The 24,746-nt window shown below is 60.4% G+C and carries 23 protein-coding genes; 17 read left to right on the forward strand and 6 right to left on the reverse strand.

Annotated elements, in window-relative coordinates:
• The first annotated feature begins 92 nt into the window (after nt 1-92).
• From DK391_RS04160 to DK391_RS04180, 5 genes are all read left to right on the forward strand, one after another.
• Entirely contained in the window at nt 93-1,208 is a 1,116-nt protein-coding gene (locus DK391_RS04160; RefSeq protein WP_109476726.1) for a YbdK family carboxylate-amine ligase, read from the forward strand.
• Between the two features lie 673 nt (nt 1,209-1,881).
• Nucleotides 1,882-2,526, forward strand: coding sequence for a MarR family winged helix-turn-helix transcriptional regulator (locus DK391_RS04165; RefSeq protein ID WP_109476727.1), 645 nt, complete (start codon nt 1,882-1,884; stop codon nt 2,524-2,526).
• Between the two features lie 157 nt (nt 2,527-2,683).
• Nucleotides 2,684-3,397 carry a glutamine amidotransferase gene (locus DK391_RS04170; RefSeq protein ID WP_109476728.1) on the forward strand — a complete coding sequence of 238 codons (714 nt, stop codon included), beginning with the start codon at nt 2,684-2,686 and terminating at the stop codon, nt 3,395-3,397.
• 164 nt (nt 3,398-3,561) lie between these two features.
• Nucleotides 3,562-4,674: an NADH:flavin oxidoreductase/NADH oxidase gene (locus tag DK391_RS04175; RefSeq protein ID WP_109476799.1), complete on the forward strand. Its 1,113-nt coding sequence runs from the start codon at nt 3,562-3,564 to the stop codon at nt 4,672-4,674.
• A gap of 264 nt (nt 4,675-4,938) precedes the next feature.
• Entirely contained in the window at nt 4,939-5,421 is a 483-nt protein-coding gene (locus tag DK391_RS04180; RefSeq protein WP_109476729.1) for an SET domain-containing protein-lysine N-methyltransferase, read from the forward strand.
• A 52-nt stretch (nt 5,422-5,473) separates the two neighbouring features.
• On the opposite strand, the gene DK391_RS04185 is transcribed toward DK391_RS04180, so the two are convergent.
• Entirely contained in the window at nt 5,474-6,973 is a 1,500-nt protein-coding gene (locus DK391_RS04185; protein WP_109476730.1) for a sensor histidine kinase, read from the reverse strand.
• 168 nt (nt 6,974-7,141) lie between these two features.
• Nucleotides 7,142-7,828 (reverse strand): response regulator transcription factor, encoded by a 687-nt coding sequence (locus tag DK391_RS04190; RefSeq protein WP_007581727.1) that lies wholly within the window; start codon nt 7,826-7,828, stop codon nt 7,142-7,144.
• A 116-nt stretch (nt 7,829-7,944) separates the two neighbouring features.
• Here DK391_RS04190 and DK391_RS04195 point away from each other — a divergent pair, with 116 nt between their 5' ends.
• A complete protein-coding gene (locus tag DK391_RS04195) occupies nt 7,945-8,175 on the forward strand; it encodes a DUF3717 domain-containing protein (protein WP_109476731.1) in 231 nt (76 codons plus the stop codon).
• Between the two features lie 98 nt (nt 8,176-8,273).
• On the opposite strand, the gene DK391_RS04200 is transcribed toward DK391_RS04195, so the two are convergent.
• Entirely contained in the window at nt 8,274-8,570 is a 297-nt protein-coding gene (locus DK391_RS04200) for a 4a-hydroxytetrahydrobiopterin dehydratase (RefSeq protein ID WP_109476732.1), read from the reverse strand.
• A gap of 96 nt (nt 8,571-8,666) precedes the next feature.
• A complete protein-coding gene (gene phhA / locus DK391_RS04205; protein ID WP_109476733.1) occupies nt 8,667-9,557 on the reverse strand; it encodes a phenylalanine 4-monooxygenase in 891 nt (296 codons plus the stop codon).
• Between the two features lie 142 nt (nt 9,558-9,699).
• Between phhA and DK391_RS04210 the strand changes: the two genes are divergently transcribed.
• A complete protein-coding gene (locus DK391_RS04210) occupies nt 9,700-10,191 on the forward strand; it encodes an Lrp/AsnC family transcriptional regulator (RefSeq protein WP_109476734.1) in 492 nt (163 codons plus the stop codon).
• Between the two features lie 33 nt (nt 10,192-10,224).
• On the opposite strand, the gene DK391_RS04215 is transcribed toward DK391_RS04210, so the two are convergent.
• Nucleotides 10,225-10,755, reverse strand: coding sequence for a class IV adenylate cyclase (locus DK391_RS04215; RefSeq protein ID WP_109476735.1), 531 nt, complete (start codon nt 10,753-10,755; stop codon nt 10,225-10,227).
• Nucleotides 10,756-11,034: 279 nt separating this feature from the next.
• Nucleotides 11,035-11,934, reverse strand: coding sequence for a LysR family transcriptional regulator (locus DK391_RS04220; protein ID WP_109476736.1), 900 nt, complete (start codon nt 11,932-11,934; stop codon nt 11,035-11,037).
• A gap of 148 nt (nt 11,935-12,082) precedes the next feature.
• Here DK391_RS04220 and DK391_RS04225 point away from each other — a divergent pair, with 148 nt between their 5' ends.
• The 10 genes from DK391_RS04225 to DK391_RS04270 all read left to right on the forward strand — a co-directional run bounded on the left by DK391_RS04225 (nt 12,083) and on the right by DK391_RS04270 (nt 24,743).
• Entirely contained in the window at nt 12,083-13,600 is a 1,518-nt protein-coding gene (locus tag DK391_RS04225; RefSeq protein WP_109476737.1) for a CoA-acylating methylmalonate-semialdehyde dehydrogenase, read from the forward strand.
• 30 nt (nt 13,601-13,630) lie between these two features.
• Nucleotides 13,631-15,325, forward strand: a complete 1,695-nt coding sequence (locus DK391_RS04230) for a choline dehydrogenase (RefSeq protein ID WP_109476738.1) — start codon at nt 13,631-13,633, stop codon at nt 15,323-15,325.
• Between the two features lie 245 nt (nt 15,326-15,570).
• On the forward strand, nt 15,571-16,350 hold the full coding sequence (locus DK391_RS04235) for an ABC transporter ATP-binding protein (RefSeq protein ID WP_109476739.1): 780 nt from the start codon (nt 15,571-15,573) through the stop codon (nt 16,348-16,350).
• Nucleotides 16,347-17,102, forward strand: a complete 756-nt coding sequence (locus tag DK391_RS04240) for an ABC transporter ATP-binding protein (RefSeq protein ID WP_109476740.1) — start codon at nt 16,347-16,349, stop codon at nt 17,100-17,102. Before DK391_RS04235 ends, DK391_RS04240 begins: the two co-directional genes overlap by 4 nt.
• 108 nt (nt 17,103-17,210) lie before the next feature.
• Nucleotides 17,211-18,425: an ABC transporter substrate-binding protein gene (locus DK391_RS04245; RefSeq protein WP_109476741.1), complete on the forward strand. Its 1,215-nt coding sequence runs from the start codon at nt 17,211-17,213 to the stop codon at nt 18,423-18,425.
• Between the two features lie 92 nt (nt 18,426-18,517).
• On the forward strand, nt 18,518-19,402 hold the full coding sequence (locus tag DK391_RS04250) for a branched-chain amino acid ABC transporter permease (protein WP_109476742.1): 885 nt from the start codon (nt 18,518-18,520) through the stop codon (nt 19,400-19,402).
• On the forward strand, nt 19,402-20,373 hold the full coding sequence (locus tag DK391_RS04255; protein ID WP_162600668.1) for a branched-chain amino acid ABC transporter permease: 972 nt from the start codon (nt 19,402-19,404) through the stop codon (nt 20,371-20,373). The genes DK391_RS04250 and DK391_RS04255 overlap by 1 nt, the downstream gene beginning before the upstream one ends.
• A gap of 495 nt (nt 20,374-20,868) precedes the next feature.
• Nucleotides 20,869-22,035 (forward strand): ABC transporter substrate-binding protein, encoded by a 1,167-nt coding sequence (locus DK391_RS04260; RefSeq protein ID WP_109476744.1) that lies wholly within the window; start codon nt 20,869-20,871, stop codon nt 22,033-22,035.
• Nucleotides 22,036-22,298: 263 nt separating this feature from the next.
• The gene (locus tag DK391_RS04265) at nt 22,299-23,459 is read left to right on the forward strand and encodes an ABC transporter substrate-binding protein (RefSeq protein WP_109476745.1); all 1,161 of its coding nucleotides are present in this window, start codon (nt 22,299-22,301) and stop codon (nt 23,457-23,459) included.
• 228 nt (nt 23,460-23,687) lie between these two features.
• Nucleotides 23,688-24,743 (forward strand): branched-chain amino acid ABC transporter permease, encoded by a 1,056-nt coding sequence (locus DK391_RS04270; protein WP_109476746.1) that lies wholly within the window; start codon nt 23,688-23,690, stop codon nt 24,741-24,743.
• The last annotated feature ends 3 nt before the right edge of the window (nt 24,744-24,746 follow it).

A 24,746-nucleotide genomic window follows, 5' to 3' on the forward strand; every position in this document is an offset into this window, starting at 1 on the left:
TGCAGCTTCAGCGTTAGCTGCAGCATTCGACAGTTAATCTGGCCGGCGCCGCCCGTCACGGGCGCCCGTGCCGACATGAATCAGGAAACGCCATGTCACTCGAAGCCTTCGTCGATTCGAAACCGTTCACCTTCGGTGTCGAACTCGAGATGCAGATCGTCAACACCCATGACTATGATCTGACCAAAGCAGGGACAGACCTGCTCCGGCTCATCAAGGACGAAAAGATCCCCGGCAACATCACGCCGGAAATCACCGAGAGCATGATCGAACTGTCGACGGGCATCTGCACGACGCACGAACAGGCGGTTGCCGATCTGCGCACGATCCGCGACGTACTGGTCGATGCGGCCGATCACCTGAACGTCGGCCTGTGCGGCGGCGGCACGCACGCGTTCCAGCAATGGAGCGAGCGGCAGATCGTCGACACCCCACGCTTTCAATACCTTTCGGAACTCTACGGCTACCTGGCCAAGCAGTTCACCGTGTTTGGCCAGCACGTGCATATCGGCTGTCCGGATGCCGATAGCGCGCTGTTCCTGCTGCATTCGATGTCGCGCTACATTCCGCACTTCATCGCGTTGTCGGCCTCGTCGCCGTTCGTGCAGGGCGTCGATACCGGTTTTCACTCGGCACGCCTGAATTCCGTGTTCGCGTTCCCGCTGTCCGGCCGTGCGCCGTTCGTGCTGACGTGGGACAGCTTCGAAGAGTATTTTTCGAAGATGGTTCACACGGGTGTCGTGAACAGCATGAAGGACTTCTACTGGGACATCCGGCCGAAGCCGGGCTTCGGCACCATCGAAGTCCGGGTGATGGACACGCCGCTTTCCGTCGATCGCGCCGCGGCGATTGCGTGCTACATCCAGACGCTCGCGCGCCATCTGCTGCTCGACAAGCCTTTGATGCCGAAGGAAGACGACTATCTCGTCTATACGTTCAACCGCTTCGAGGCCTGCCGCTTCGGTCTTGCAGGCACCTGCATCGATCCGCAGACAGGCGAGCGCCGCACGATTTCCGAAGACATCATTCACACGCTGGAACAGATCGCGCCGCATGCGGACGCGCTGGGTTCGGGCAAGGCGCTCGAAGAAATCGGCACGATTGCGCGCGGGCAGGTGAACGACGCGACGTGGCTGCGCAATGTGGTCGAACAGGAAAAATCGCTGCACGAAGCCGTACGGCAGCAGTGTCTGCAGTGGCGTGCCTGACTGAATCAACGCCACACGAGACGTTTTGCTCGCTCGGGCACCTGCCTCGAGAATGAGCTAACCGTGAAGAAACCCGCTTTTTGCGGGTTTTTTTATTTTTTTCGAAATCCGATGAGGGATCCTCAAGCTTTTCTCAAAGTTTACGTATACAAACGTAGTAGTAGTTAACAAGCATTGCGTTTGCCTGTGGACAACCGAATAATTTCCTGCAAACTCAACAGGCTGCGTAAACGATAACCGGGCGGATCGGACATGAATCCCGAGCCGTAACCTGGGAGAACGATACTCAGGGTTGCTGCCGTCGCGTGAGTTATCAAGAATCGGCGCACATGTCGTCCCCTGCCTTATCCCGAGGTTATCCACAGATTGCATTGGATAACTTAGCTGTACGATTTGCCGCTCTCGCATAGAATGTCGTTTTTCGTCGCTGCGGCCTGCGGGAATCACGTGAAAGCGTGTTTCACGAACAGGGATCGCAGCACGGCACAGAGTGTTTGCAATGCCTGTGTAAGCAGCCAGGATAAGGCCAGCATCGCAGGAATTTTTTGAGATAGTAGGATTCGGCGAGCCGGGTTGACCGGCGAAGCTTCCCCCCACAGACTGTCGGCGCGCCGGCATCGGAAAATCGGATGTCGACGGGCAACGGCATGCTGTCAACAACGAACGAAAGCCTATGAGCGAAGGCGTATACGGAGAGCAGGCAACCGGGCGGGTGACCCACAGCCTGCTGCGACTCAGCACGGCCATGCGGAGCCAGGCATGGGAATGGGCGGAAGGCGCAGGTCTGACGCCTACCCAAGGTGAAATCCTCGTGTTGCTGATGCAGCGCAAGGGGCCGATGCGACTCGGTGAGATCGCACGCGAAACCGCGCTGACAGCCGCAACCACCAGCGATGCCGTGAGCACGCTGGAAGGCAAGGGTCTGGTGGAAAAGCGCCGCGCACTCGACGACGGCCGCGCACTGGCTGTGCGTTTGACGGCACGCGGCCGCACGGCGGCCAAGCGCGCTGCGCAATGGCCTGATTTTCTGGCCAAGGCGGTCGGCACGCTGCGTGACGAAGAACAGTCGATCTTCTATCGCACGCTGTTGAAGACGGTGCGTCAGCTGGAAGTGCAAGGCCACATTCCGCCGCACCGCATGTGCGTGACGTGCGCGCATTTCGAGCCGAGCAAGAACCCGAAGAAGACGCCGCATCGCTGCGTGCTGCTCGATCTGTCGATGTCGGACACCGATCTGCGTCTGGATTGCTCGGTGCACGAAACAGCCGACGCAGCGACGCAGAAAAAGACCTGGAAGATCTTCGCGCAGCAAGCCTGAGTCGGCTAAACTGCGGAGCCGGCCGCCGCTCGCGGATATGACGCGAGCGGGGCGGGTGAGTGTCGCCGTCTTCGTCATGCAGTCGTGTGCGCGCAGACGGCGTGTCTTCCAGCGCGTCTTTATGCGCGCCCAGTCAACCTGATGGTGGGATTTGCCGATGCATCACGAAGTTCTGGCCATACGCCATGTGCACTTCGAGGATCTGGGCAGTCTCGAACGGGTACTCGGTGAACGCGGGCGGCCCGTGCGCTATCTGGATGTCGGCGTGGCGCGCATCGAGGCACCCGATCCTGTCCGGCCGTCGCTGATGGTGATTCTCGGCGGCCCGATCAGCGCGTACGACGACGATCTCTATCCAACCATCGCGCCGCTCGTGGCGATGATCGAAAAGCGCATTGCGGCCGGATTGCCCACGCTTGGCATCTGTCTCGGCGCACAACTGATCGCGCGGGTGCTCGGCTCACGCGTGTATCCGTCCGGGCAGACTGAAATCGGCTGGACACCGCTCACGCTCACTGACGCCGGCAAGCAGTCGCCGCTGCGTCATCTGGACGCAGCGCATACGTCGATGCTGCATTGGCACGGCGATACCTTCGATCTTCCGCAAGGGGCCGTGCATCTCGCGTCCACACCCGCCTGTCAGAACCAGGCGTTTGCGTGGGGCAAGCATGTGCTCGCACTGCAATGTCATCCTGAGATCCGCACGGATCGTTTCGAACCCTGGCTGATCGGCAATGCCGGCGAAATCGCGAGCCATGGTATCGACGTGCGCGCGCTGCGCGCCGACACAGCAAAGCATGGCCCGAAGCTGGAAATGTCCGCGACGAACATGTTCGGCGAGTGGCTCGATCAACTGGCCGCGCAGCCCTGAACGCATAGCGTGACTGCTGTGGACCAGAGGGTTTTATTGTCGATGCCGTGCTGACGGGCAAGATCGCGCCGTTCGGTGGCAAGCATGCGCGAGCCCGTCTGCAGCAAATCGGACCGGATGCTATCCTCGACCGCTCTTGAGTTTCGATGGGTTATCCCACCACCATGAGCGCACTCTTTACACCGCTCACGCTGCGTAGCGTGACGCTGCCCAATCGCATCGTCGTGTCACCGATGTGTCAATACTCCGCCGAGCGCGGCGAAGCCACGGCATGGCACATGATTCACCTCGGTTCTCTCGCGCTATCCGGCGCGGGCATGTTGTGCATCGAGGCAACGGCTGTCGAACCCGATGGCCGCATCACACCCGGCGACCTCGGCCTGTGGGACGACGTGACGGAAGAAGCGCTGAAGCCCGCGCTCGCGGCGATCCGCAAGCACTCGAAGGTACACGTTGCGATGCAGTTGTCGCATGCTGGGCGCAAGGCATCGAGCCACGTACCGTGGGAAGGCGGCCAGCTGATTCCCGTCGCCGAAGGTGGCTGGCTGCCGCACGCGCCGTCTGCGCTGCCGCACAAGGCCGGCGAAGAACCGCCGCTCGCGCTCGATAACGCGGGCCTGAACCGTATCCGTGAAGCGTTCGCCGCTTCGGCGCGCCGCGCGGCACGTCTTGGCATCGACGCAGTCGAAGTGCATGCCGCGCACGGCTATCTGCTGCATCAGTTCCTGTCGCCGCTCGCCAATCAGCGCAGCGACGAATACGGCGGTTCGCGTGAAAACCGCATGCGTTTTCCGCTGGAAATCTTCGACATCGTGCGCGCGGCATTTCCTGCCGACAAACCCGTTGGCGTGCGCGTGTCGGCTGTCGACTGGGTCGAGGGCGGCATCACCATCGAAGACACCATCGCCTTCGCGCAAGAGCTGAAGAAGCGTGGCTGCGATTGGGTCGATGTATCGACGGGTGGTGTATCGCCGTTGCAGAAGATCCCGCTCGAGCCCGGTTATCAGGTGCCGTTCGCGAAAGCGGTGAAGGAAGCAACGGGCATGACGACGATGGCCGTCGGCCTGATCACCGATCCCGATCACGCCAACAGCCTGATCGAAGAAGGTGACGCCGATCTCATCGCGATGGCGCGCGCCATGCTCTACGATCCGCGCTGGCCGTGGCATGCGGCAGCGAAACTCGGCGCGTCCGTCGATGCTCCGCCGCAGTACTGGCGCTCGCAACCGCGTGAGCAAAAGGCACTGTTTGGTGACATTTCGTTCGGTCAGCGCTGACTGGCGCGTTCAATCCGTCGTGCAAAATCCGCATCGTGCAGTGATGCGATGCGGATCTGTACGTAAGACGGTTGAACGAAGCCACATCATCCGTGTACGATTTCGGTTGTGACGCCTTGTGCGTTGCATGTCGACGCGGCGCCAGCAAGGCGCCGCGTTTGCTATTCGCGTCAGAAAAGCCGAGCGTCTGTGATGGCGTGTCGAACGCGGAGGCATCGGCGAACAAGAGTTTGCTCATCCACCGTTCTACAAAGGATTGATTCAATGAGTTCACGCAGGATCGCTGTGCGTCAATCGGGCGTGCACGGCAAAGGCGTGTTTGCGCTCGAAGCGATCGGAGCCGGCGAGCGGCTGATCGAATACAAGGGCGAACGGATTTCGTGGAAGGAAGCGTTGCGCCGGCATCCGCATAATCCGGACGAACCGAATCACACGTTTTATTTCGCGCTCGATAGCGGCGACGTGATCGACGGCAAGGTGAAGGGCAATAGCGCGCGCTGGATCAATCATTCATGCGCGCCGAATTGCGAAGCGGAAGAGATCGACGGTCACGTCTTTATCGACGCGTTGCGCGACATCGAAGCCGGCGAAGAGCTGTTCTACGACTACGGCCTCGTGATCGACGCGCGTCAGACGAAGAAGCTCAAGAAGGAATACGAGTGCCGTTGCGGCGCGCGCAAGTGCCGTGGCACGATGCTCGCGGCGCCGGACAAGAAAGACGAGAAGAAAGCGAAGAAGAAAAAGTGACCAGCGTGCGCTGCGGTTCGGTTCGAACGCAGCGCAGGTTGTGCGTCACACGTCAGAGATCAACCGGCGCATGCGCCGGTTTTTTTGTTTCGCGCGGCGGCTCCGGTTCGCGCAGCACCACACCCGTCACCACCGGCACTCGCACGATGAAGCGTGCGCCGCCATCGGCAGCATCTTCGTAATGCACGCTGCCGCGATGCAGCGCCATGATGTCGTGCACGATGGCAAGACCCAGCCCCGCGCCGCCGTCGACACTGCTGTCGGCTTGTCCCTGGCCGTCGCCGCGGAAGAAGCGCTTGAAGAGTTCGGGTTGCTGTTTGGGCGGCACACCGGGGCCATTGTCTTCGACGGCGACTTCGGCCATTGCGACGCCATCGACGATGGTTTGCGCGACCGTCATCGTGATCCGCGCGCCGTTGATGCGCGACGGCGGCACATATTTCAGCGCGTTATCCAGCAGATTGGCGATCACTTCACGCAGCAGCACGGGATTGCCGCGCGCGATCAGCGGATGATCGTTCGATGGATCGTCGAGACGCTGGAAACCCAGATCCACGTGCACGGCGAGTGCGCGCGGCACCCATTCGGCGCCCGTATCGAATGCGAGCGACGCGACATCCAGATTCACGAAGCGCGCAGCCTGTTCGCCCGGTTCGGCGCGTGCCAGCGACAGCAACTGATTCGACAGACGCACCGCGCGGTCGGCGGCGGCGCGCAGTTCCTTCACGGCGGCGATGGTCTGATGCGGATCACGCGCGATGGCCGCCTGTTCCGCATGCAGCTTGATGGCCGTGAGCGGCGTGCGCAGCTGATGCGCGGCATCGGCGATGAATTTGCGCTGCGCATCGAGCGCGGCTTTCAGGCGGTCGAGCAGGCCGTTCAGCGCGCCCGTCAGCGGACGGATTTCGACGGGGACGAAGGTTTCGTCGACGGGTTCCAGCGACGTGTGCGTCTGACGGTTGAGTGAATCGGCGAGATCGGTCAGCGGATTCAACTGCTGGTTCACCACTCGCCACACGATCACCCAGCCGGCGAGCAGCAATAGCAGCAGCGGCATCATGATCGCCACGAGGAACTCGGCAGCGATGCGGAATCGATGATGCACAGGCTGGCCGACTTCGATGACGACGGGATTGCCCGTCGGCTGATCGACGCGAACCTGCGCGACGCGCACAGCCGTGCCCTCATGCTGCGTCTCGAACACATACGCATAGTGCATGCGGCGCACGTTGGTGCCTTGCAGCGGCAGTTTCGGATCACCGGCGATTTCGGTTTCGCCGTTGCTGATGCGGTACACCAGCTGCTCGACGGGATCGGAGAACATCGCCTGCGCGAGCGGTGGCACGGTGATCGGCGCGTCGGGGCCGGCAATCTGGATCTGCTTCGAGATGGCCGTGGCGAGATCCGCAAGCGAGCGGTCGACCACATGCTGCGTGTATTGCCACGCCAGCCAGTACGCGATGAGGCCGCTCATCAGTGCGAGCAGCGAGAGAGGGGCGGCGAGCCGGCGCAGCAACTGGCGGCGCAGGCTATTCGCGGCGGGGTAGGTCATGATCGAACCCGCGGTAAAGGACGGCGCAGTGAGCGCCCGTCATGGGTACAAACTGTGGTTCAGACGGCGGGCTGAATGACACAGGCGGCCGCCGCGCATACAAAATGCGCTTGCGGCCGCCCGTCGGACAACCCGGACGCCGTCAGACCACAACGGTCTTGTCGACCATTATGACGCCTGGCGGATTTCCTGGAGCAGATAGCCGAAACCACGCACCGTGACGATTTCGACGCGGCAGTTTTCGAGCTTCTTGCGCACGCGGTGCACGTAGACTTCGATGGCCGTATCGCCGAGATCGCCGCCGAAGTGCGTGAGGTGATCCTGCAGTTGCGCCTTGCTGACCACTCGGCCATGACGCAGCAGCAGCATTTCGAGCACCGCGAATTCGCGCGGCGACAGTTCGAGCGGCTTGTCGTCGTTGAAGATGCGGCGGTCGACGCCCGACAGACGCACGCCGCCGAGCGACACTTCCGGACGCGGCATGTCGCCATGCGGTCCGCTGCGGCGCATCACGGCGCGAATGCGGGCTTCGAGTTCAGCCGGTTCGAACGGCTTCAGCATGTAGTCGTCTGCGCCGGAATTCAGGCCTTGCACGCGGTCGTTCAGTTCGTCGCGTGCCGTCAGAACGATCACGGGCGTGTGACGGTTGCTCTGGCGAAAACGCGAGAGCAGCGTCATACCGTCGATGCCGGGCAAGCCCAGATCGAGGATCACGAGTTCGTGGCGGTTTTGCGTGAGGGCCTGTTCGGCAAAGATGCCGTCATGGACCATGTCGACCGTGAAGCCGGCTTGTTCGAGACTGCTTTGGATGCCGCGCGCGATAGGGCGGTCGTCTTCGATCAGAAGGAGTCGCATGGGTTTCACTCAAGTACAATGGGTTGGGCCAGAGGCACGCGGTTCGCCGGGGCGCCTGCTGCACAGAATGCCGTGCGATGTTCCGTTCGATGCGGCCTTCAACGGATCAGCCAGCCATGTCCAATATTACGATCTACGAACTGGAAGCCGCGATCAATTTCTGGCGTTCCCGCTCGCCTTCGAGCGGTGACGAACTTGTTCTGTGCAAGGAGGCAAGCGCGCTCTCCAAGCCGTATGCGCTGATGATTGTACAGCGACAGACCACGCTGCCGCAGGACGGATTGGACGAGATTGCCCGCGCCGCGTGGGATTCTTACGTGTCCATTAAAAATGGCCTAAGAAAGTGAAGGATTGGTGGCCTGATTACCTGCAAAACGCTTTCATTACGGGGTTTTATAAGGGTTTTGGAGGGTTCGCACGCCGCATCACTTCTCTTTACCGCGTATTACTTGCCCGCCGCAATCCCATCGATAAACCTTGCAAGTTGAATATCGCGTTCGGTGATTCCGTTTGCATCATGCGTCGATAGCGTGATCTCGACATTGCTGTAGACGTTGAACCATTCGGGGTGATGGTCCATCTCCTGAGCCTTGATCGCGACGCGCGTCATGAAGCCGAATGCTTCATTGAAGTCCGCGAATTTGAACTGCCGTTTGATCGCGTCGCGGCCTTCGACGTTCTGCCAGCCGTCGAGTTGAGCAATCTGCGACGCGCGTTCTTCTGAAGAAAGTTTCTGGATCATGGTGTTTCCCCTTTAATGCCATGCGCATCGACATAGCGAGCGCATCGGCGGCGGTTCTATTCTTCCACGGTTGAGGGTGCGACGTTGCGCGTCGCTTCAAACGTCGGCGTCAGTTGCCCAGCCTTCGCCTGTGCCGCGTGTGATCACGGTATCGGTTGAGCGCACTTCACCAGCCGGGAACGGCTTCGTGTTCGCGAGCCTTGCCAGCAGCGGTGCGAAATCGGTATTCGCGACATCGAACAGTTGAGCAAAATCGTCGATCACGAAGTAGGTCTTCTGGAACGTATCGATCCGGTATTGCGTCTGCATCACGCGCTCGAGATCGAAGCCGATGCGATTGGGTGCGTCGCTCAGCTGGCTATAAAGCGTCTCACCCTTGCTTGACACGATGCCCGCGCCGTAGATCTTCACGCCGTTCGGACTCGCGGCGTCGCGGATCAGACCGAACTCGGTTGTGTACCAATAGAGGCGCGCGAGCAGCGGCAACGCATCGGCATCGTGTGCGGCAAGTGCGGCGCGTCCATATGCCTGCACGTAATCGGCGAAAACCGGGTTGATCAGCAGCGGCACGTGCCCATACAGATCATGGAAGCAGTCCGGCTCCTGCAGATAATCGAGCTGATCCGGACGGCGCATCCACCAGGTCACGGGAAAGCGCCGGTTCGCCAGATGCTCGAAAAAGACCTGATCGGGCACGAGACCAGGCACGGCGACGATTCGCCAGCCGGTTGCGGGCATCAGTTGCTGATTGATAGCTTCGAACGAAGGCACGCTTTCCGGCGACAGATTCAGCCGCTCGACGCCTTCCAGAAACTCATCGCACACGCGTCCCTTGAGCAGCGCTGTCTGCCGCGTATAAAGCTGCTTCCACACCGCGTGATCGACTGCGCCGTAGCGATGCATCGGCTGATCGATGGTGAAGTCGGCGCGGGTTTCGAGGCCGGCGTCGAATTGCTCCTTGAGCTTCGCGGTGTTCGGGACTGACATGACTTGCGGCGCGGATCGCGCAGTAACGGGAATCGTGCAAGTCTAGTGCGGGTAACGTGCGGAAAGGGCGCAAGTTTTCCAGATTGCCCGGTGATGATGCGATAATCGTGCATCAAAACGCGAATCCGTGCGGAGAATTAACATGCTGGAACTGGATCACTTCGATCTCGCGCTGCTCGACGTCCTGCAACGCTTCGGCCGCGCGACGCACCAGCAGCTCGGCGAGCAGGTGCCGCTGTCGCCGTCGCAGATCGGGCGGCGTCTGCAGCGGCTCGAATCGATTGGCGTGGTGGACGGCTACCGTGTCGTGCTGCGGCCGGAAAAGCTCGGGCTCGGCGTGACGGCTTTCACCAGCCTGAAACTGAAGCACCACGGCGATTCCATCATCGAGCAGTTCCAGCAGCAGATCGACGTGTTGCCCGAAGTGCTGGAGTGTCACGCCGTGGTCGGTGACGCGGATTATCTGTTGCGTATCGTCGCGCCGGATCTCAACGCGCTGTCTTCATTCGTGATGAAGAAGCTGATGCGCGTGCCGGGTGTGGACAGCGTGCGCTCGAACATCGTGCTGACGACGTTCAAGCGTAATGGCCCGCTGCCACTCGGTCATCTGGCGCCGGGCGCCGCCGCCGACTGACTTGACTGGTTCAGCCGGCAGGCGTGCTGGCGCTCACGCAGCCTTCAAAGGCTCCTGATTCAGCATATCCACGTATGCGACGGCCACGAGGTCCGATTCCGGCACGCCGAGCTTCGCGAATACGGCGTGCGCTTCCTTCTCGCCGCCTTCTTCGTCGTCATCCTGCGCGAGCACGACTTCGAGTTCGACGAAATCCCCCAGACCATCCACACGATCGAGATGAATCCGCGTGCGGCCCACGATATACACGTGCCGTTCCTTCGACACGATGCCGCGCGTCGTCAGCGCGGTGGCGAGCAGCGAGTGCATCGCTTCGGGGTTCGTCACCGGGCTGCGCGTGTAGTACGACGCCTTCGGGCCGTCGCGGTCGTCGCGCTGATAGAAGATCAGCTCGGCGGGCGTGCCGTCGTCGAACTGGCGCAGCTTCAGACGGCCTCGCGGCACGTCGTAGAAGAAATCCTGCTGGCGGAAGATCATCGGAGCGTCAGGCGACAGCGCGGCGGCGCGCTCGCGAAGCTGCTCGAACTGCTGGGCGCGGGCTTTGATTTCGATGTTGCGTGCCATGTGAAGCTCCTGTCGGAAGATGAACGTAGACGGCTTCTGACGACGACCGGTTCACGCCGGTTACCTGAATGCGCAAACCGGACGGCAGAGACCTGAGAGACGAACAGCGGGAAACGGAAAGCCGGATGAAAACTGCAGGCTTGATCGGGCAAAACGTCAATCTAGCAAAAAGCTCATGACGATGTGGTTAAAGGCCACGGCGTCTGAAGGATGCAAGAGCATGCGCGGGACACGCTGCTGCGTCATGAGGCCGGCTCATATCGCTGCGTGACAGTCCGCTCACGCGGACCACTGCTGTTCGATCAGTTTCAGCGCCGCAGCGATGGCCGGTTCTTCCCTGTGCGCAGCGAGCGTGATGAAGGTCAGCTCGGTCGGCACGGTGATCCCTTCGACGATGGTGAGTGCATGCGCGTGCGCTTCCGCCAGCGCGGTCGAATCGCGCGCGAGCGTCAGGCCAACGCCCGATTTGACGAGATCGAGCATCGACGGTTCCTGATCGACTTCCGCGACCTTGATCGGCTTGACACCGGCTTCGGCGAAACGGCGTGTCAGCAGCCGGTTGTGCGCGGACGCGGGCGGCGTCCAGATCCACGGCAGCGCGGCGAGCGCACGCCAATCGCGCACACCCTTTACACGATCCTTCCAGCCGGGCGGCGCGAGCACCCGATACTGGAAATGCGTCAGCGTGACGGCGTGGAAAATCGCGGCTTCGCGCGGTTCTTCATCGTCCGGCTGGCCGATGTAATAGCCCACGTCCAGTTCGCCCGCGCGCACCTGATCGCGCACCCAGCCGGACATGCCGTGCCGTAACTGCGTTTCGATGTGCGGCCAGGTTTCGACCAGTTGCTTCAGAAAGCCGCCAAGCCGCAGGAACGCCGGATCGAGAATCGTGCCGATGCGCAGGCGTCCGTGTACTTCATGACGCAGCGTGGCCGCGGCGCGTTCGACATCGCTCGCGGCGGCCAGCGCGCGTTCGGCGTGCGGCAACAAGGCCTGACCGTCGCGCGTGAGCGCGAGGCCATGCGACGTGCGCGTGAACAGCGTTACGCCGAGCATGGCTTGCAGATTCTTGATCTGCAGACTGACGGCAGGCTGGGTCAGATGCAGTTGCGTGGCCGCGCGCGTCAGATTGCCTTCGCGCGCTACCGTCGCGAAGGCGCGGAGCAGGGTGAGGTCCATCCATTGATATTAACGCGCCTTATATCGCATTTGAGCATTACTCATTGGATTCGGGGATCGCTTCGCGGTTACGCTTTTCAATCGCATGCAGAGGCGCGACGCGTTGCGCTGCAGCATCGACCATCACAAAGCCTACCCAGGAGACACCATGAGCGAGACAGATCAAGGCAAGGTGCGCGCGCTGACGCACGTGATCAATGGCCATCCCGTCGATGGCACGAGCCAGCGTTTCGGCGACGTGTTCAATCCCGCCACGGGCGAAGTGAGTTCGCGCGTGCCGCTCGCGAGCGTCGCGGAAGTGGATGCCGCAGTCGCTGCCGCGAAGGCCGCGTTTCCCGCATGGAGCGAAACGGCGCCGATCAAGCGCGCACGCGTGCTGTTCAAGTTCAAGGAACTGCTAGACCGTCATCACGATGAACTCGCCGAACTGATCACGCGCGAGCATGGCAAGGTGTTCTCGGATGCGAAGGGCGAGGTGATGCGCGGCATCGAGATCGTCGAGTTCGCTTGCGGCATTCCGAATCTGTTGAAGACCGATTTCACCGATCAGATTGGCGGCGGCATCGACAACTGGAACCTGCGTCAGCCGCTGGGCGTCGTTGCGGGCATCACGCCATTCAACTTCCCGATGATGGTGCCGTGCTGGATGTTCCCTGTTGCGATCGCGTGCGGCAATACGTTTGTGTTGAAGCCGTCGGAACGCGATCCGTCGGCATCGGTGCGGCTTGCCGAATTGCTGAAGGAAGCGGGTCTGCCCGATGGCGTGTTCAACGTCGTGCATGGCGACAAGGTCGCTGTCGACGCACTGCTTGCGCATCCCGATGTCACGGCGTTGTCGTTCGTCGGCTCGACGCCGATTGCCGAATACATCTACACGGAAGGCACGAAGCACGGCAAACGCGTGCAGGCGCTGGGCGGTGCGAAGAACCATCTCGTCGTGATGCCCGATGCCGATCTCGATCAGGCTGTCGATGCGTTGATCGGCGCAGCGTACGGTTCGGCTGGCGAGCGCTGCATGGCGATCTCGGTTGCCGTCGCAGTCGGTCATATCGCTGACGAACTGATCGAACGTCTCACGCCGCGCGTGAAGTCGCTGAAGATCATGAACGGCATGGAAGGCGAAGCTGAAATGGGGCCGCTCGTGACGGCGGCGCATCGCGAGAAGGTGTCGGGTTATATCGATGCAGGCGTCAACGCGGGCGCGAAGCTCGTGGTCGATGGACGTGGGCACAAGGTGGCCGGACACGAGAAGGGATTCTTCCTCGGCGGCAGTCTGTTCGACGACGTGAAGACCGATATGAAGATCTATCGCGAAGAGATTTTCGGACCGGTGCTGTGCGTGGTGCGTGTGCCGGATTTTGCGGCTGCTGTTGACCTGATCAACAAGAACGAGTTTGCGAATGGCGTATCGCTGTTCACATCGGATGGCGGCGTGGCGCGCGCGTTCTCGCGGCAGATCCAGATCGGCATGGTCGGCATCAACGTGCCGATTCCTGTGCCGATGGCGTGGCACTCGTTTGGCGGCTGGAAGAAATCGCTATTCGGCGATCACCATGCATATGGTGAAGAAGGCGTGCGTTTCTACACGCGCTACAAGAGCGTGATGCAGCGCTGGCCGGACAGCATCGCGAAGGGCGCGGAATTCACGATGCCCGTTGCGAAGTGACGCCGCAATAACGATGCGAAGGAGACAACGGTGAGCACGACCGCAAGAAAACTCGAAGGCGAATTCGACTACATCATCATTGGTGCGGGCACGGCAGGTTGCGTGCTCGCGAATCGCCTGACTGAAGATCCCGACGTGACAGTGCTGCTGCTCGAAGCGGGCGGCAAGGACGATTACCACTGGATTCACGTGCCCGTTGGCTACCTCTATTGCATTGGCAATCCGCGCACCGACTGGCTCTATAAAACGCAGGCGGAAGCGGGCCTCAACGGACGCGCGCTGTCGTATCCGCGCGGCCGTGTATTGGGCGGCTGTTCGTCGATCAACGGCATGATCTATATGCGCGGGCAGCGCGAAGATTACGACGAGTGGGCACGCGTGACGAACGATTCAGCGTGGTCATGGGATGCCGTGCTGCCCATCTTCAAACGCAGCGAAGATCATCATGGCGGTGCGAATGATTTTCATGGTGCGGGTGGTCAATGGCGTGTGGAAAAGCAGCGCCTCAAATGGAAGGTTCTCGAGAAGTTCTCCGAAGCCGCACAGGAAGCCGGCATTCCCGCCACCGACGATTTCAATCGCGGCGACAACACAGGTGTCGGCTATTTCGATGTGAACCAGAAGCGCGGCATTCGGTGGAATGCGTCGAAGGCTTTTTTGCGACCTGCCATGCAAAGGCCGAATCTCACCGTGATCACGGGAGCGCATACGCAGCGCGTCGTCTTCGAAGGCAAGCGTTGTGTCGGTGTCGACTATCGCGGTGCTGATGTCGAGTACTTCGCGAAGGCGCGCATCGAAGTGATCATGAGTTCGGGTGCGGTGAACTCACCGCAATTACTCGAGCTTTCCGGCATCGGCAATGGCGCGCGTCTGCAAAAACTCGGCATTGACGTTGTGAAGGATCTGCGCGGCGTCGGCGAGAATTTGCAGGACCATTTGCAGCTGCGCATGGCGTATAAGGTGCACGGTGTGCGCACGTTGAATACGGCGTCCGCGCATTGGTGGGGCAAGATGATGATCGGCCTGCAATATCTGCTGACGCAGAGCGGACCGATGTCGATGTCGCCATCGCAGCTTGGCGCGTTTGCGAAGTCGGACGTGAACGATAAATCGCTGACGCGTCCCGATCTCGAGTATCACGTGCAGCCGCTTTCACTTGAAAAGTTCGGTGAGCCGTTGCATCGCTTCAATGCATTCACGGCATCGGTTTGTCATTTGCGTCCGACATCGCGCGGCAGTGTGCATGTCGATTCGCGCGATCCGCATACGGCGCCGTTGATCGCGCCGAATTATCTGTCCACTGATCATGACCGTCACGTGGCAGCAAACGCGTTGCGTCTCACGCGGCGCATTGCTGCTGCGCCGGCGTTGCAGCCTTATCGTCCTGAAGAGATTCTGCCTGGCATCCAGTTTCAGACGGAAGAAGAGTTGCAGATTGCAGCGGGCAACGTGGGCACGACCATCTTTCATCCTGTCGGCACATGCCGCATGGGCACGCTGGACGATCCCGGCGCGGTGGTCGATAGCCGCCTGCGTGTGATTGGTGTCGAAGGTTTGCGTGTGGTCGATGCGTCGGTGATGCCCAACATCACGTCGGGCAACACGAATTCGCCAACGCTGATGATTGCCGAACGCGCGAGTGACATGATTCGCGCCGACCGTCGTGCGCGAACCGAAAATCTCAAGATCGAGACACAGACTGTGTCACCGATGTCGGTTGCATGACACGCAACGTTTAACGTTTCGAGCGCTAAAGGTCGCATTAAACACTAAGTGCAAATCCCAATGATTGCGCTGCATCATTGGCGCGACAATGGCATCCATGCTGCGTGGTGCGGCATGGATTACCGTCCGCATTGGTGCACCACGCCACGATTGGCTCGGGGGTTTCATCGCCAATAACAGTCGCGCCGGATCAGCGCGGAATAAAACGCGGTAGTGCTTCGCCTTACTTCGGCATGGAAGGGAACATGATTCTCGGCGATACGATACTCGAGACGCGCGGGCTCACTCGTGAGTTCAAGGGTTTTACCGCAGTCAATGGCGTGAACCTGCGCGTGAAGCGCGGTTCGATCCATGCGCTCATCGGTCCGAACGGTGCAGGCAAGACCACCTGCTTCAATCTGCTCACCAAATTTCTCGTGCCCACTGCGGGTCAGATCGTCTTTAACGGTATCGACATTACGGGTGAGCGCCCCGCGCAGATCGCGCGCCGCGGCATCATTCGCTCCTTTCAGATTTCCGCTGTATTTCCGCATCTGACAGCATTGCAGAACGTACGTATCGGTTTGCAGCGTCAGCTGGGCACGGCGTTTCATTTCTGGAGAAGCGAGCGCACGTTGCGCCAGCTTAATGACCGCGCGATCGATCTGCTCACACAAGTGGGTCTGACCGATTTCGCCGATGTTCCCGCCGTCGAGCTTTCATACGGCCGCAAGCGTGCGCTGGAAATCGCCACGACACTCGGCATGGAACCCGAACTGATGCTGCTCGATGAACCGACGCAAGGCATGGGTCACGAAGACGTCGACCGTGTGACGGCGCTGATCAAGAAGGTATCGGCGGGTCGCACGATCCTGATGGTCGAACACAACATGAATGTGATTGCCGGCATCTCCGACACGATTACCGTCCTGCAACGCGGCGAGGTGCTCGCCGAAGGCACGTACGCGGAAGTCTCGAAGAACCCGCTCGTCATGCAGGCCTATATGGGCAGTGCGGACGCAGCGCTTGCCGGAGCGCATGCATGAGCACAGTGAGCGAACGGGAAAACGCAGCGGTGAGTGTGGTGAGCGGCGAGCCGGCGCTGGAGATCGCCGGGCTGCAGGCCTGGTATGGCGAATCGCACATCCTGCATGGCGTCGATCTGAACGTGAGCCGCGGCGAAGTGGTCACGCTGCTTGGCCGCAATGGCGCGGGCCGTACCACCACCTTGCGCGCGATCATGGGCCTGACGGGCCGCCGCACGGGGTCGATCCGCGTCGGTGGACGCGAAACCATTTCGATGCCGACGCATCGGGTCGCGCATTGCGGCGTCGGTTATTGCCCGGAAGAGCGCGGCATCTTTTCGAGTCTCTCGTGCGAGGAAAATCTGCTGCTGCCGCCGCCCGTCGGCGACAAGTCGTTGATGATGTCGATCGACGAGATCTACCAGATGTTTCCCAATCTCCAGGAACGGCGCATGAGTCAGGGCACGCGTCTGTCGGGCGGCGAGCAACAGATGCTCGCTGTCGCGCGGATTCTGCGCACGGGTGCGAACCTGCTGTTGCTCGATGAAATTTCCGAAGGCCTCGCGCCCGTGATCGTGCAGGCGCTCGCGCGCATGATCATCACATTGAAAGCACGCGGCTACACGATCGTTATGGTCGAGCAGAACTTCCGCTTTGCCGCGCCGCTCGCCGACCGTTTCTATGTGATGGAGCATGGGCGCATCGTCGAGCACTTCGGGGCGAAGGAGCTCGAAAGCAAAATGCCGGTGCTGCACGATTTGCTCGGCGTCTAAACGGGGTGGACGAATCCCGGACTGGAAGCGGGGTCGTCATGGGAACAGCGACGCACGACACACCCAGATGCCTCTGATAACCACAAGCATGAAAAACAGGAGACACGCATGAAACTGAAGACTTTCGCCAGATTGTCGGCCGTCTGTTTCGCGGCTGCGGGCGCCATGTTCGCAACGGGTAGCGCGCAGGCCGCCGATGGCCAGACCGTGAAGATCGGCTACATCACCGATCTTTCCGGCCTGTACGCGGACATCGACGGCCAGGGCGGCCTCGAGTCGATCCGTATGGCGATTGCCGATTTCGGTGGCAAGGTAAATGGCAAGCCGATCGAACTCGTCTACGCGGATCACCAGAACAAGGCGGATATCGCGGCATCGCGTGCACGTGAGTGGATCGACCGCGATGGCGTGAACGTGATTATCGGCGGCACGAATTCGGCCACTGCGCTGTCGACCAATCAGGTCGCAGGCGAAAAGAAGATTCCGTACATCAACATCGGCGCGGGCGCGGATAACCTCACGAACGAGCAATGCACGCCGTACACGGTGCACTACGCGTACGACACGATGGCGCTCGCCAAGGGCACGGGTTCCGCCGTGACGAAGCAGGGCGGCAAGACGTGGTACTTCCTGACGGCGGACTATGCGTTCGGCAAGGCGCTTGAAAAGAACACGTCGGATGTCGTGAAGGCAAACGGCGGCCAGGTGCTCGGCGCAGTGCGTCATCCGCTGTCGGCATCGGATTTCTCATCGTTCCTGTTGCAGGCGCAAGGATCGAAGGCACAAGTGCTGGGTCTCGCGAATGCAGGCGGCGACACCATCAACTCGATCAAGGCGGCAAAGGAATTCGGCATCACCAAGTCGATGAAGATCGCGGCGCTGCTGATCTTCCTGACGGACATCCACAGCCTGGGACTCGAAACGACGCAAGGCCTCGTCGCAACGGATAGCTGGTACTGGAACAAGGACGCCAATACCCGCAAGTGGGCGCAACGCTACTTCGACAAGATGAAGAAGATGCCGACCAGCCTGCACGCAGCAGACTACTCGGCCGTTACGACGTATCTGAAGGCCGTGCAGGCAGCAGGCACGACCGACAGCGACAAGGTGATGGAACAGCTTCACAAGATGAAGATCGACGACTTCTATGCGAAGGGCTACATCCGTCAGGACGGCAGCATGATTCACGACATGTATCTGATGGAAGTGAAGAAGCCGTCGGAATCGAAAGAGCCGTGGGACTACTACAAGATCACGGCAACGATTCCTGGCGAACAGGCCTTCGGGACCAAGGCGGAATCGCGCTGCGCGCTGTGGAAGTAAGCGGTTTGCAACTGTGATGAATGGGCGGCGTACGCGTCGCCCGTTATGTATCAGGAGCAGGCTGCGTCGATATTATTCTGACGGCGGGTTCAATGGAAATCTTTGGCATTCCGCTACCGGCGATGCTCAGCCAGTTGCTGCTCGGACTCGTGAATGGATCGTTCTACGCGATCCTGAGTCTGGGACTAGCCGTGATCTTCGGTCTGCTCAACGTGATCAACTTCGCGCACGGCGCGTTGTTCATGCTGGGCGCGATGCTCACATGGATGGGTCTGTCGTATTTCAATCTGCCGTACTGGGTGATGCTGGTGCTCGCGCCTGTGCTCGTCGGCCTGTTCGGCATCGTGATCGAACGCTCGATGCTGCGCTGGCTGTACAAGCTCGATCACCTCTATGGTTTGCTGCTCACCTTTGGTTTGACGCTCGTTGTAGAAGGCGTGTTTCATTCGATCTACGGTTCGTCAGGTCAGCCGTACGACGTGCCGTCGGCGCTGTCGGGCGCGACCAATCTCGGCTTCATGTTTCTGCCGAACTATCGCGCGTGGGTCGTGGTTGCGTCGCTGGCCGTGTGCTTCGCGACGTGGTTCGTGATCGAGAAGACGCGTCTTGGTGCCTATCTGCGTGCGGGCACGGAAAACCCGAAGCTCGTGGAAGCATTCGGCGTGAACGTGCCGATGATGGTCACGCTCACCTACGGCTTCGGCGTTGCGCTGGCCGCATTTGCAGGCGTGCTCGCCGCGCCCGTGATCCAGGTCTCGCCGCTGATGGGCCAACCGATGATCATCACCGTGTTCGCTGTCGTCGTGATCGGCGGGATGGGGTCGATCATGGGTTCGATCCTCACGGGTTTGCTGCTGGGCGTGATCGAAGGGTTCACGCGTGTGTTCTATCCGGAAGCCTCGGCGACGGTGGTCTTCGTGATCATGGCGCTCGTGTTGCTGGTGCGTCCGGCGGGTCTCTTCGGCAAGGAAAAATGATGCAGAGAAAAGCGCTTTACCTGCTGCTGCTGATCGGACTGATCGTCGCACCGTTTGTCGGCGCATATCCGTTGTTCGTGATGAAGGTGCTGTGCTTTGCGCTGTTTGCGGCCGCGTTCAATCTGTTGATCGGCTATACGGGTTTGCTGTCGTTCGGTCACGCGATGTTTCTCGCGACGGCTGGCTACATCTGCGGTTATGGAATCCAGACGCTCGGGTTGTCGCCTGAACTGGGTGTGTTGGCGGGCGCCGCCGCTGCGACGCTGCTCGGCCTCATAGTCGGTCTGTTCGCGATTCGCAGACAGGGTATCTACTTCGCGATGGTTACGCTCGCGCTCGCGCAGATGGTGTATTTCGTCTATTTGCAGGCGCCGTTCACGCATGGCGAAGACGGGCTGCAAGGCGTGCCGCGCGGCAAGCTGTTCGGTGCGCTGAGCCTATCGTCGGACCTGACGTTGTACTTCATCGTGCTCGCCGTGATGGTGCTCGCGTTCCTGCTGATCGTGCGTATCGTGCATTCGCCGTTCGGGCAGGTGCTGATCGCGATCAAGGAAAATGAGCCGCGTGCGATTTCGCTTGGCTACGACACGAACCGCTTCAAGCTGCTCGCGTTCATTCTGTCGGCGGGTCTTGCGGGTCTGGCCGGTGCGCTGAAAGTGGTCGTGCTGGGCTTCGAAACACTCGGCGATGCGTACTGGACCATGTCCGGCCTCGTCGTGCTGATGACGCTGGTAGGCGGCATGGGTACGCTGTTCGGGCCGCTGGTGGGTGCAGCGCTGATCGTGTCGCTCGAAGACCGGCTCGGCGATATCGGCACCGGCCTGGCGTCGATGACTGGCGTGGAGTGGTTCCGCTCTCTGGGCGAATCCGCGACGATCGTGACGGGCCTGATTTTCATCGCGTGCGTGCTGGCGTTCCGGCGCGGTATCGTCGGTGAGATAGTGGAGAGGGTCAAACCACTGCGTGCGTGATGCATCGGTGAAATTGGTTTGCGATCCGAAATAACGGCTTGCTGGTACTAATTGACGCGAATATGGAGCAAAACTACAAGAATGCGCCCCATTTCTGTGCGGCACTGCACCACTAGGGTAAATGCTAGTTGCTCATGAAACGGTCCCCGTTTAATCTTCACACAGTTCTGATGCACCGAATTTTGCAGGTGGAGAACGAGGAGACATGAGGCGCATAAGTGCCCATACAAAAGCGCTGTTGGACGGAATCCAACAGCGCTTTTTACTTTTTAAGCTCTGAATTCCATTTGCTTCTCTGCGCTTTCGCGCGTCGCGCCGTGTTGTAAATCTGGCGCTTTCCTGTCCGCCGCGTCCGGCAATTTTCCCCAAAGATTCAAAGCCTTCAAACCGCTTGCCGCGTGCGCTATGCGTCCGCTACACTCGCCATTCGCCGACCATCGGGTCGGCCTTTGGAACACTCGAATCAATTCGAACATCGGGGCGTAGAGGAGCGGAATGAAGTCGGCATTGCGGTGGATCAGCGCGGCGCTCGTCGCGGCAGGCGTGTGTGCAACGTATAGCGGCGCAGCGAGCGCCGATGTGAAAATCGGCATGACGGTGTCGGCAACGGGGCCGGCCGCCTCGCTCGGCATTCCGGAGAAGAACACCAGCGCGCTTCTGCCGAAGGAAATCGCGGGCCAGAAGATCGACTACATCGTGCTCGACGATGCGACGGATTCGACGCAAGCCGTGAAGAACGCACGCAAGCTCACCAGCGAAGATCACGTCGATGCATTGATCGGTTCGACCGTCGTGCCGAACTCGCTCGCGATGATCGACATCGCCAATGAAACGCAAACGCCGATGATCTCGATGGCGGCGGCAGCGTCGATCGTCGAGCCGATGGATGCGAAGCGCGCGTGGGTCTTCAAGACGCCTCAGAACGACATTCTGATGGCCACGGCGATTGCGCAGCACATGTCGAACCACGGCGTGAAGACGGTGGCCTTCATCGGGTTCTCGGATGCGTACGGCGAGAGCTGGTTCAAGGAATTCACCAAGGCCGCCGATCTCAAGAAGATCAAGATCGTCGCGAATGAACGTTTCGCGCGCAACGATGCGTCGGTGACGGGCCAGGTGCTCAAGATGATGTCGCAGAATCCGGATGCCGTGCTGATCGCCGGTGCGGGCACGCCAGCCGCATTGCCGGAAAAGACGCTGCGCGAGCGCGGCTTCAAGGGCAAGTACTACCAGACGCACGGCGTTGCCAATAATGACTTCCTGCGCGTGTGCGGCAAGGATTGCGAAGGCACGTATCTGCCCGCCGGCCCGCTGCTCGTCGCGGATCAACTGCCCGATTCGAACCCGGTGAAGAAGGCATCGCTCGCGTACAAGCACGCTTATGAAGGCGCAAATGGCGCGGGTTCGATCTCGACGTTCGGCGGTCACGCATGGGACGCAGGCTTGCTGCTGCAACATGCAATTCCTATCGCGTTGAAGAAGGGCCAGCCGGGCACGCCGCAATTCCGCGAAGCACTGCGTGCAGCACTCGAAGACACGAAAGATTTGCCGGGCTCGCACGGCATCTTCAACATGAGCACGAACGATCACTCGGGCCTCGATCAACGGGCGCGCGTAATGGTGCAGATCGTCGATGGCAAGTGGAAGCTTGCTTCCGACTAAGCGAGGCGAATTAACGAACTCGAATGAACAAAAAGACGCGAGCAGTTGACGCGTCTTTTTTATTGCACGCGAGATGTTTAAATAAAAAACACGTGCATGGAGAGGGGAGAAGACTAAAGCGGTAAGGCCTGCGTTTCACGTTTGACGCAATTGCAACGAGCAGGGAAAACCATGCTTGGCAGGCTTATACCCGATAACTAGATTCAGTTACCCGGTTCTCGAACTGGATTACGACACGCATTTAAAGCGTTTGGAGACAAGCAATGAAAACGACAAAGCAGTGGGTCCGCAATGCGATCGCGATGGCGCTCGTTTGCGGTGCAAGCGCCGCCATGGCGCAGGTGAAGATCGGGGTCACGCTCTCCACCACGGGGCCGGCGGCATCGCTCGGTATTCCTGAGAAGAACACGATTGCGCTGCTGCCGAAGGAGATCGCTGGCAAGAGCGTGCAATACATCGTGCTGGACGATGCATCGGATACGAGCCGCGCCGTGCAGAACACACGCAAGCTGATCGACGAAGATCACGTCGACGCGATTATCGGTTCGACCGTCACGCCGAATTCGCTCGCGATGCTCGATCCCGTTTCCGAAGGCAAGACGCCAATGATCTCGCTCGCGGCATCGGCGGCGATCATCGCGCCGATGGATGCGAAGCGCACGTGGGCCTTCAAGACGCCGCAGAACGACAGCCTGATGGCCGACGCGATCGCCGAGTACATGGAGAAGCACGGCGTGAAGACGGTGGCCTTCATCGGCTTCGCAGACGCGTATGGCGAGGGCTGGTACAACGTCTTCAGCAAGGCGGCCGACGCGCATCATCTGAAGCTCGTCGTGAACGAACGCTATAACCGCACCGATGCTTCGGTGACGGGTCAGGTGCTGAAGATCGTTGCGTCGAACGCGGATGCGGTGCTGATCGCCGGCGCGGGTACGCCGTCCGCGCTGCCTGCGAAGGCGCTCAAGGAGCGCGGCTACAAGGGCAAGATCTATCAGACGCACGGCGTCGCCAACAACGACTTCCTGCGCGTTTGCGGCAAGGACTGCGAAGGCGAATTGCTGCCCGCAGGCCCGATTCTCGTCGCCGATCAGCTGCCCGATTCGAATCCGGTGAAGAAGTCGTCGCTCGCGTACAAGGAGGCGTACGAGAAGGCCTATGGCGTGGGTTCTGTGGCGACGTTCGGCGGTCATGCATGGGATGCTGGCCAGATGCTCCAGCGAGCCATTCCAGAGGCTCTGAAGAAGGGCCAGCCGGGTACGGAAGCATTCCGCGTCGCACTGCGTGATGCGCTCGAGAACGTCAAGGACTTGCCACTCTCGCACGGCATCATGAATACGACACCCGCTGACCACAATGGTCTCGACAAACGCGCTCGCGTGATCGTCGAGATTGCTGACGGCAAGTGGAAACTCCAGAACGACTAAACGACCAAGAAGGTACGCGCCTCTCGCGCAAGACGTGGTGACGAGCATATGAGACGGCTCTTATGCCACGTAGCCAATTCTGATCGATAACAATGGCAAGCTCTGCCGCGCCGTATCTCAGGCGCGGCAGTTGTTTTATGTGTTGCTGCTTCGCTTCGTGGCTGGTGGTCGTTAAGCCGGCTCTCATTGTTTCTCTGTTTCGATATCGACGTTCCAGGACGAGGAAGTATGGATCTATCAATTGCGGCGATCCTCGCGCAGGACGGCATCACGACCGGCGCGATCTACGCATTGCTCGCGCTCGCGTTGGTGCTCGTGTTCTCCGTGACGCGCGCCATTTTCATCCCGCAAGGGGAGTTCGTTTCGTACGGCGCGCTGACGCTGGCTGCATTGCAGACGCAGAAGTTTCCCGCGACCTGCTGGCTGCTGATGGCGATGGGGCTGGCGTGCTTTGTCGTCGAGATCATCGGCATGGCGCGGCACGCGGAGCGGCGGCGTCACGCGGCGCGCACGCTGGTGATGCTGGTCGGCAAGTATCTGCTGTTTCCCGTTGCCGTCTATGCCGTCACGCGCGGCGTGTTCATGCAGCCGCTGCCGATGCTGGCGCAGATTGCGCTCACATTGCTGATCGTCGTGCCGATGGGGCCGTTCGTGTATCGGCTTGCCTATGAACCGGTTGCGGAAGCAACGACGCTGCTGCTGCTGATCGTGTCCGTTGCTGTGCACTTCGCGATGGTCGGACTCGGGCTGGTGATGTTCGGTGCGGAAGGCTCGCGTACCAACGCGTTCACCGATTCCACGTTCAACATCGGCAGCATGGCGATCTCGGGGCAGAGCATCTGGGTGATCGGCGTGGCGCTCGTGATGATCGGCGTGCTGTATGTCTATTTCGATCGCTCGATTTCGGGCAAGGCCTTGCGTGCGACGTCGGTGAACCGGCTTGGAGCGCGGCTTGTCGGCATCGGCACGACGCAGGCGGGGCGTCTGGCGTTCACGCTTGCAGCGGGCCTCGGCGTGTTGTGCGGGATCCTCGTCGCACCGCTGACCACCATCTACTACGACTCGGGCTTCCTGATTGGTCTGAAGGGCTTCGTCGGGGCGATTATCGGCGGGTTGGTCAGTTATCCGCTCGCGGCTGCGGGTTCGATTCTCGTCGGCCTGCTGGAGTCGTATTCGTCGTTCTGGGCCAGCTCGTATAAGGAAGTGATCGTGTTCACGCTGATCATCCCCGTGCTGCTCTGGCGGAGTCTCGCCAGCCCGCATGCGGAAGAAGAGGAGGAGTGACGC

The organism is Paraburkholderia sp. C35 (genome assembly GCF_003121405.1).
Classification (GTDB): Bacteria; Pseudomonadota; Gammaproteobacteria; order Burkholderiales; family Burkholderiaceae; genus Paraburkholderia.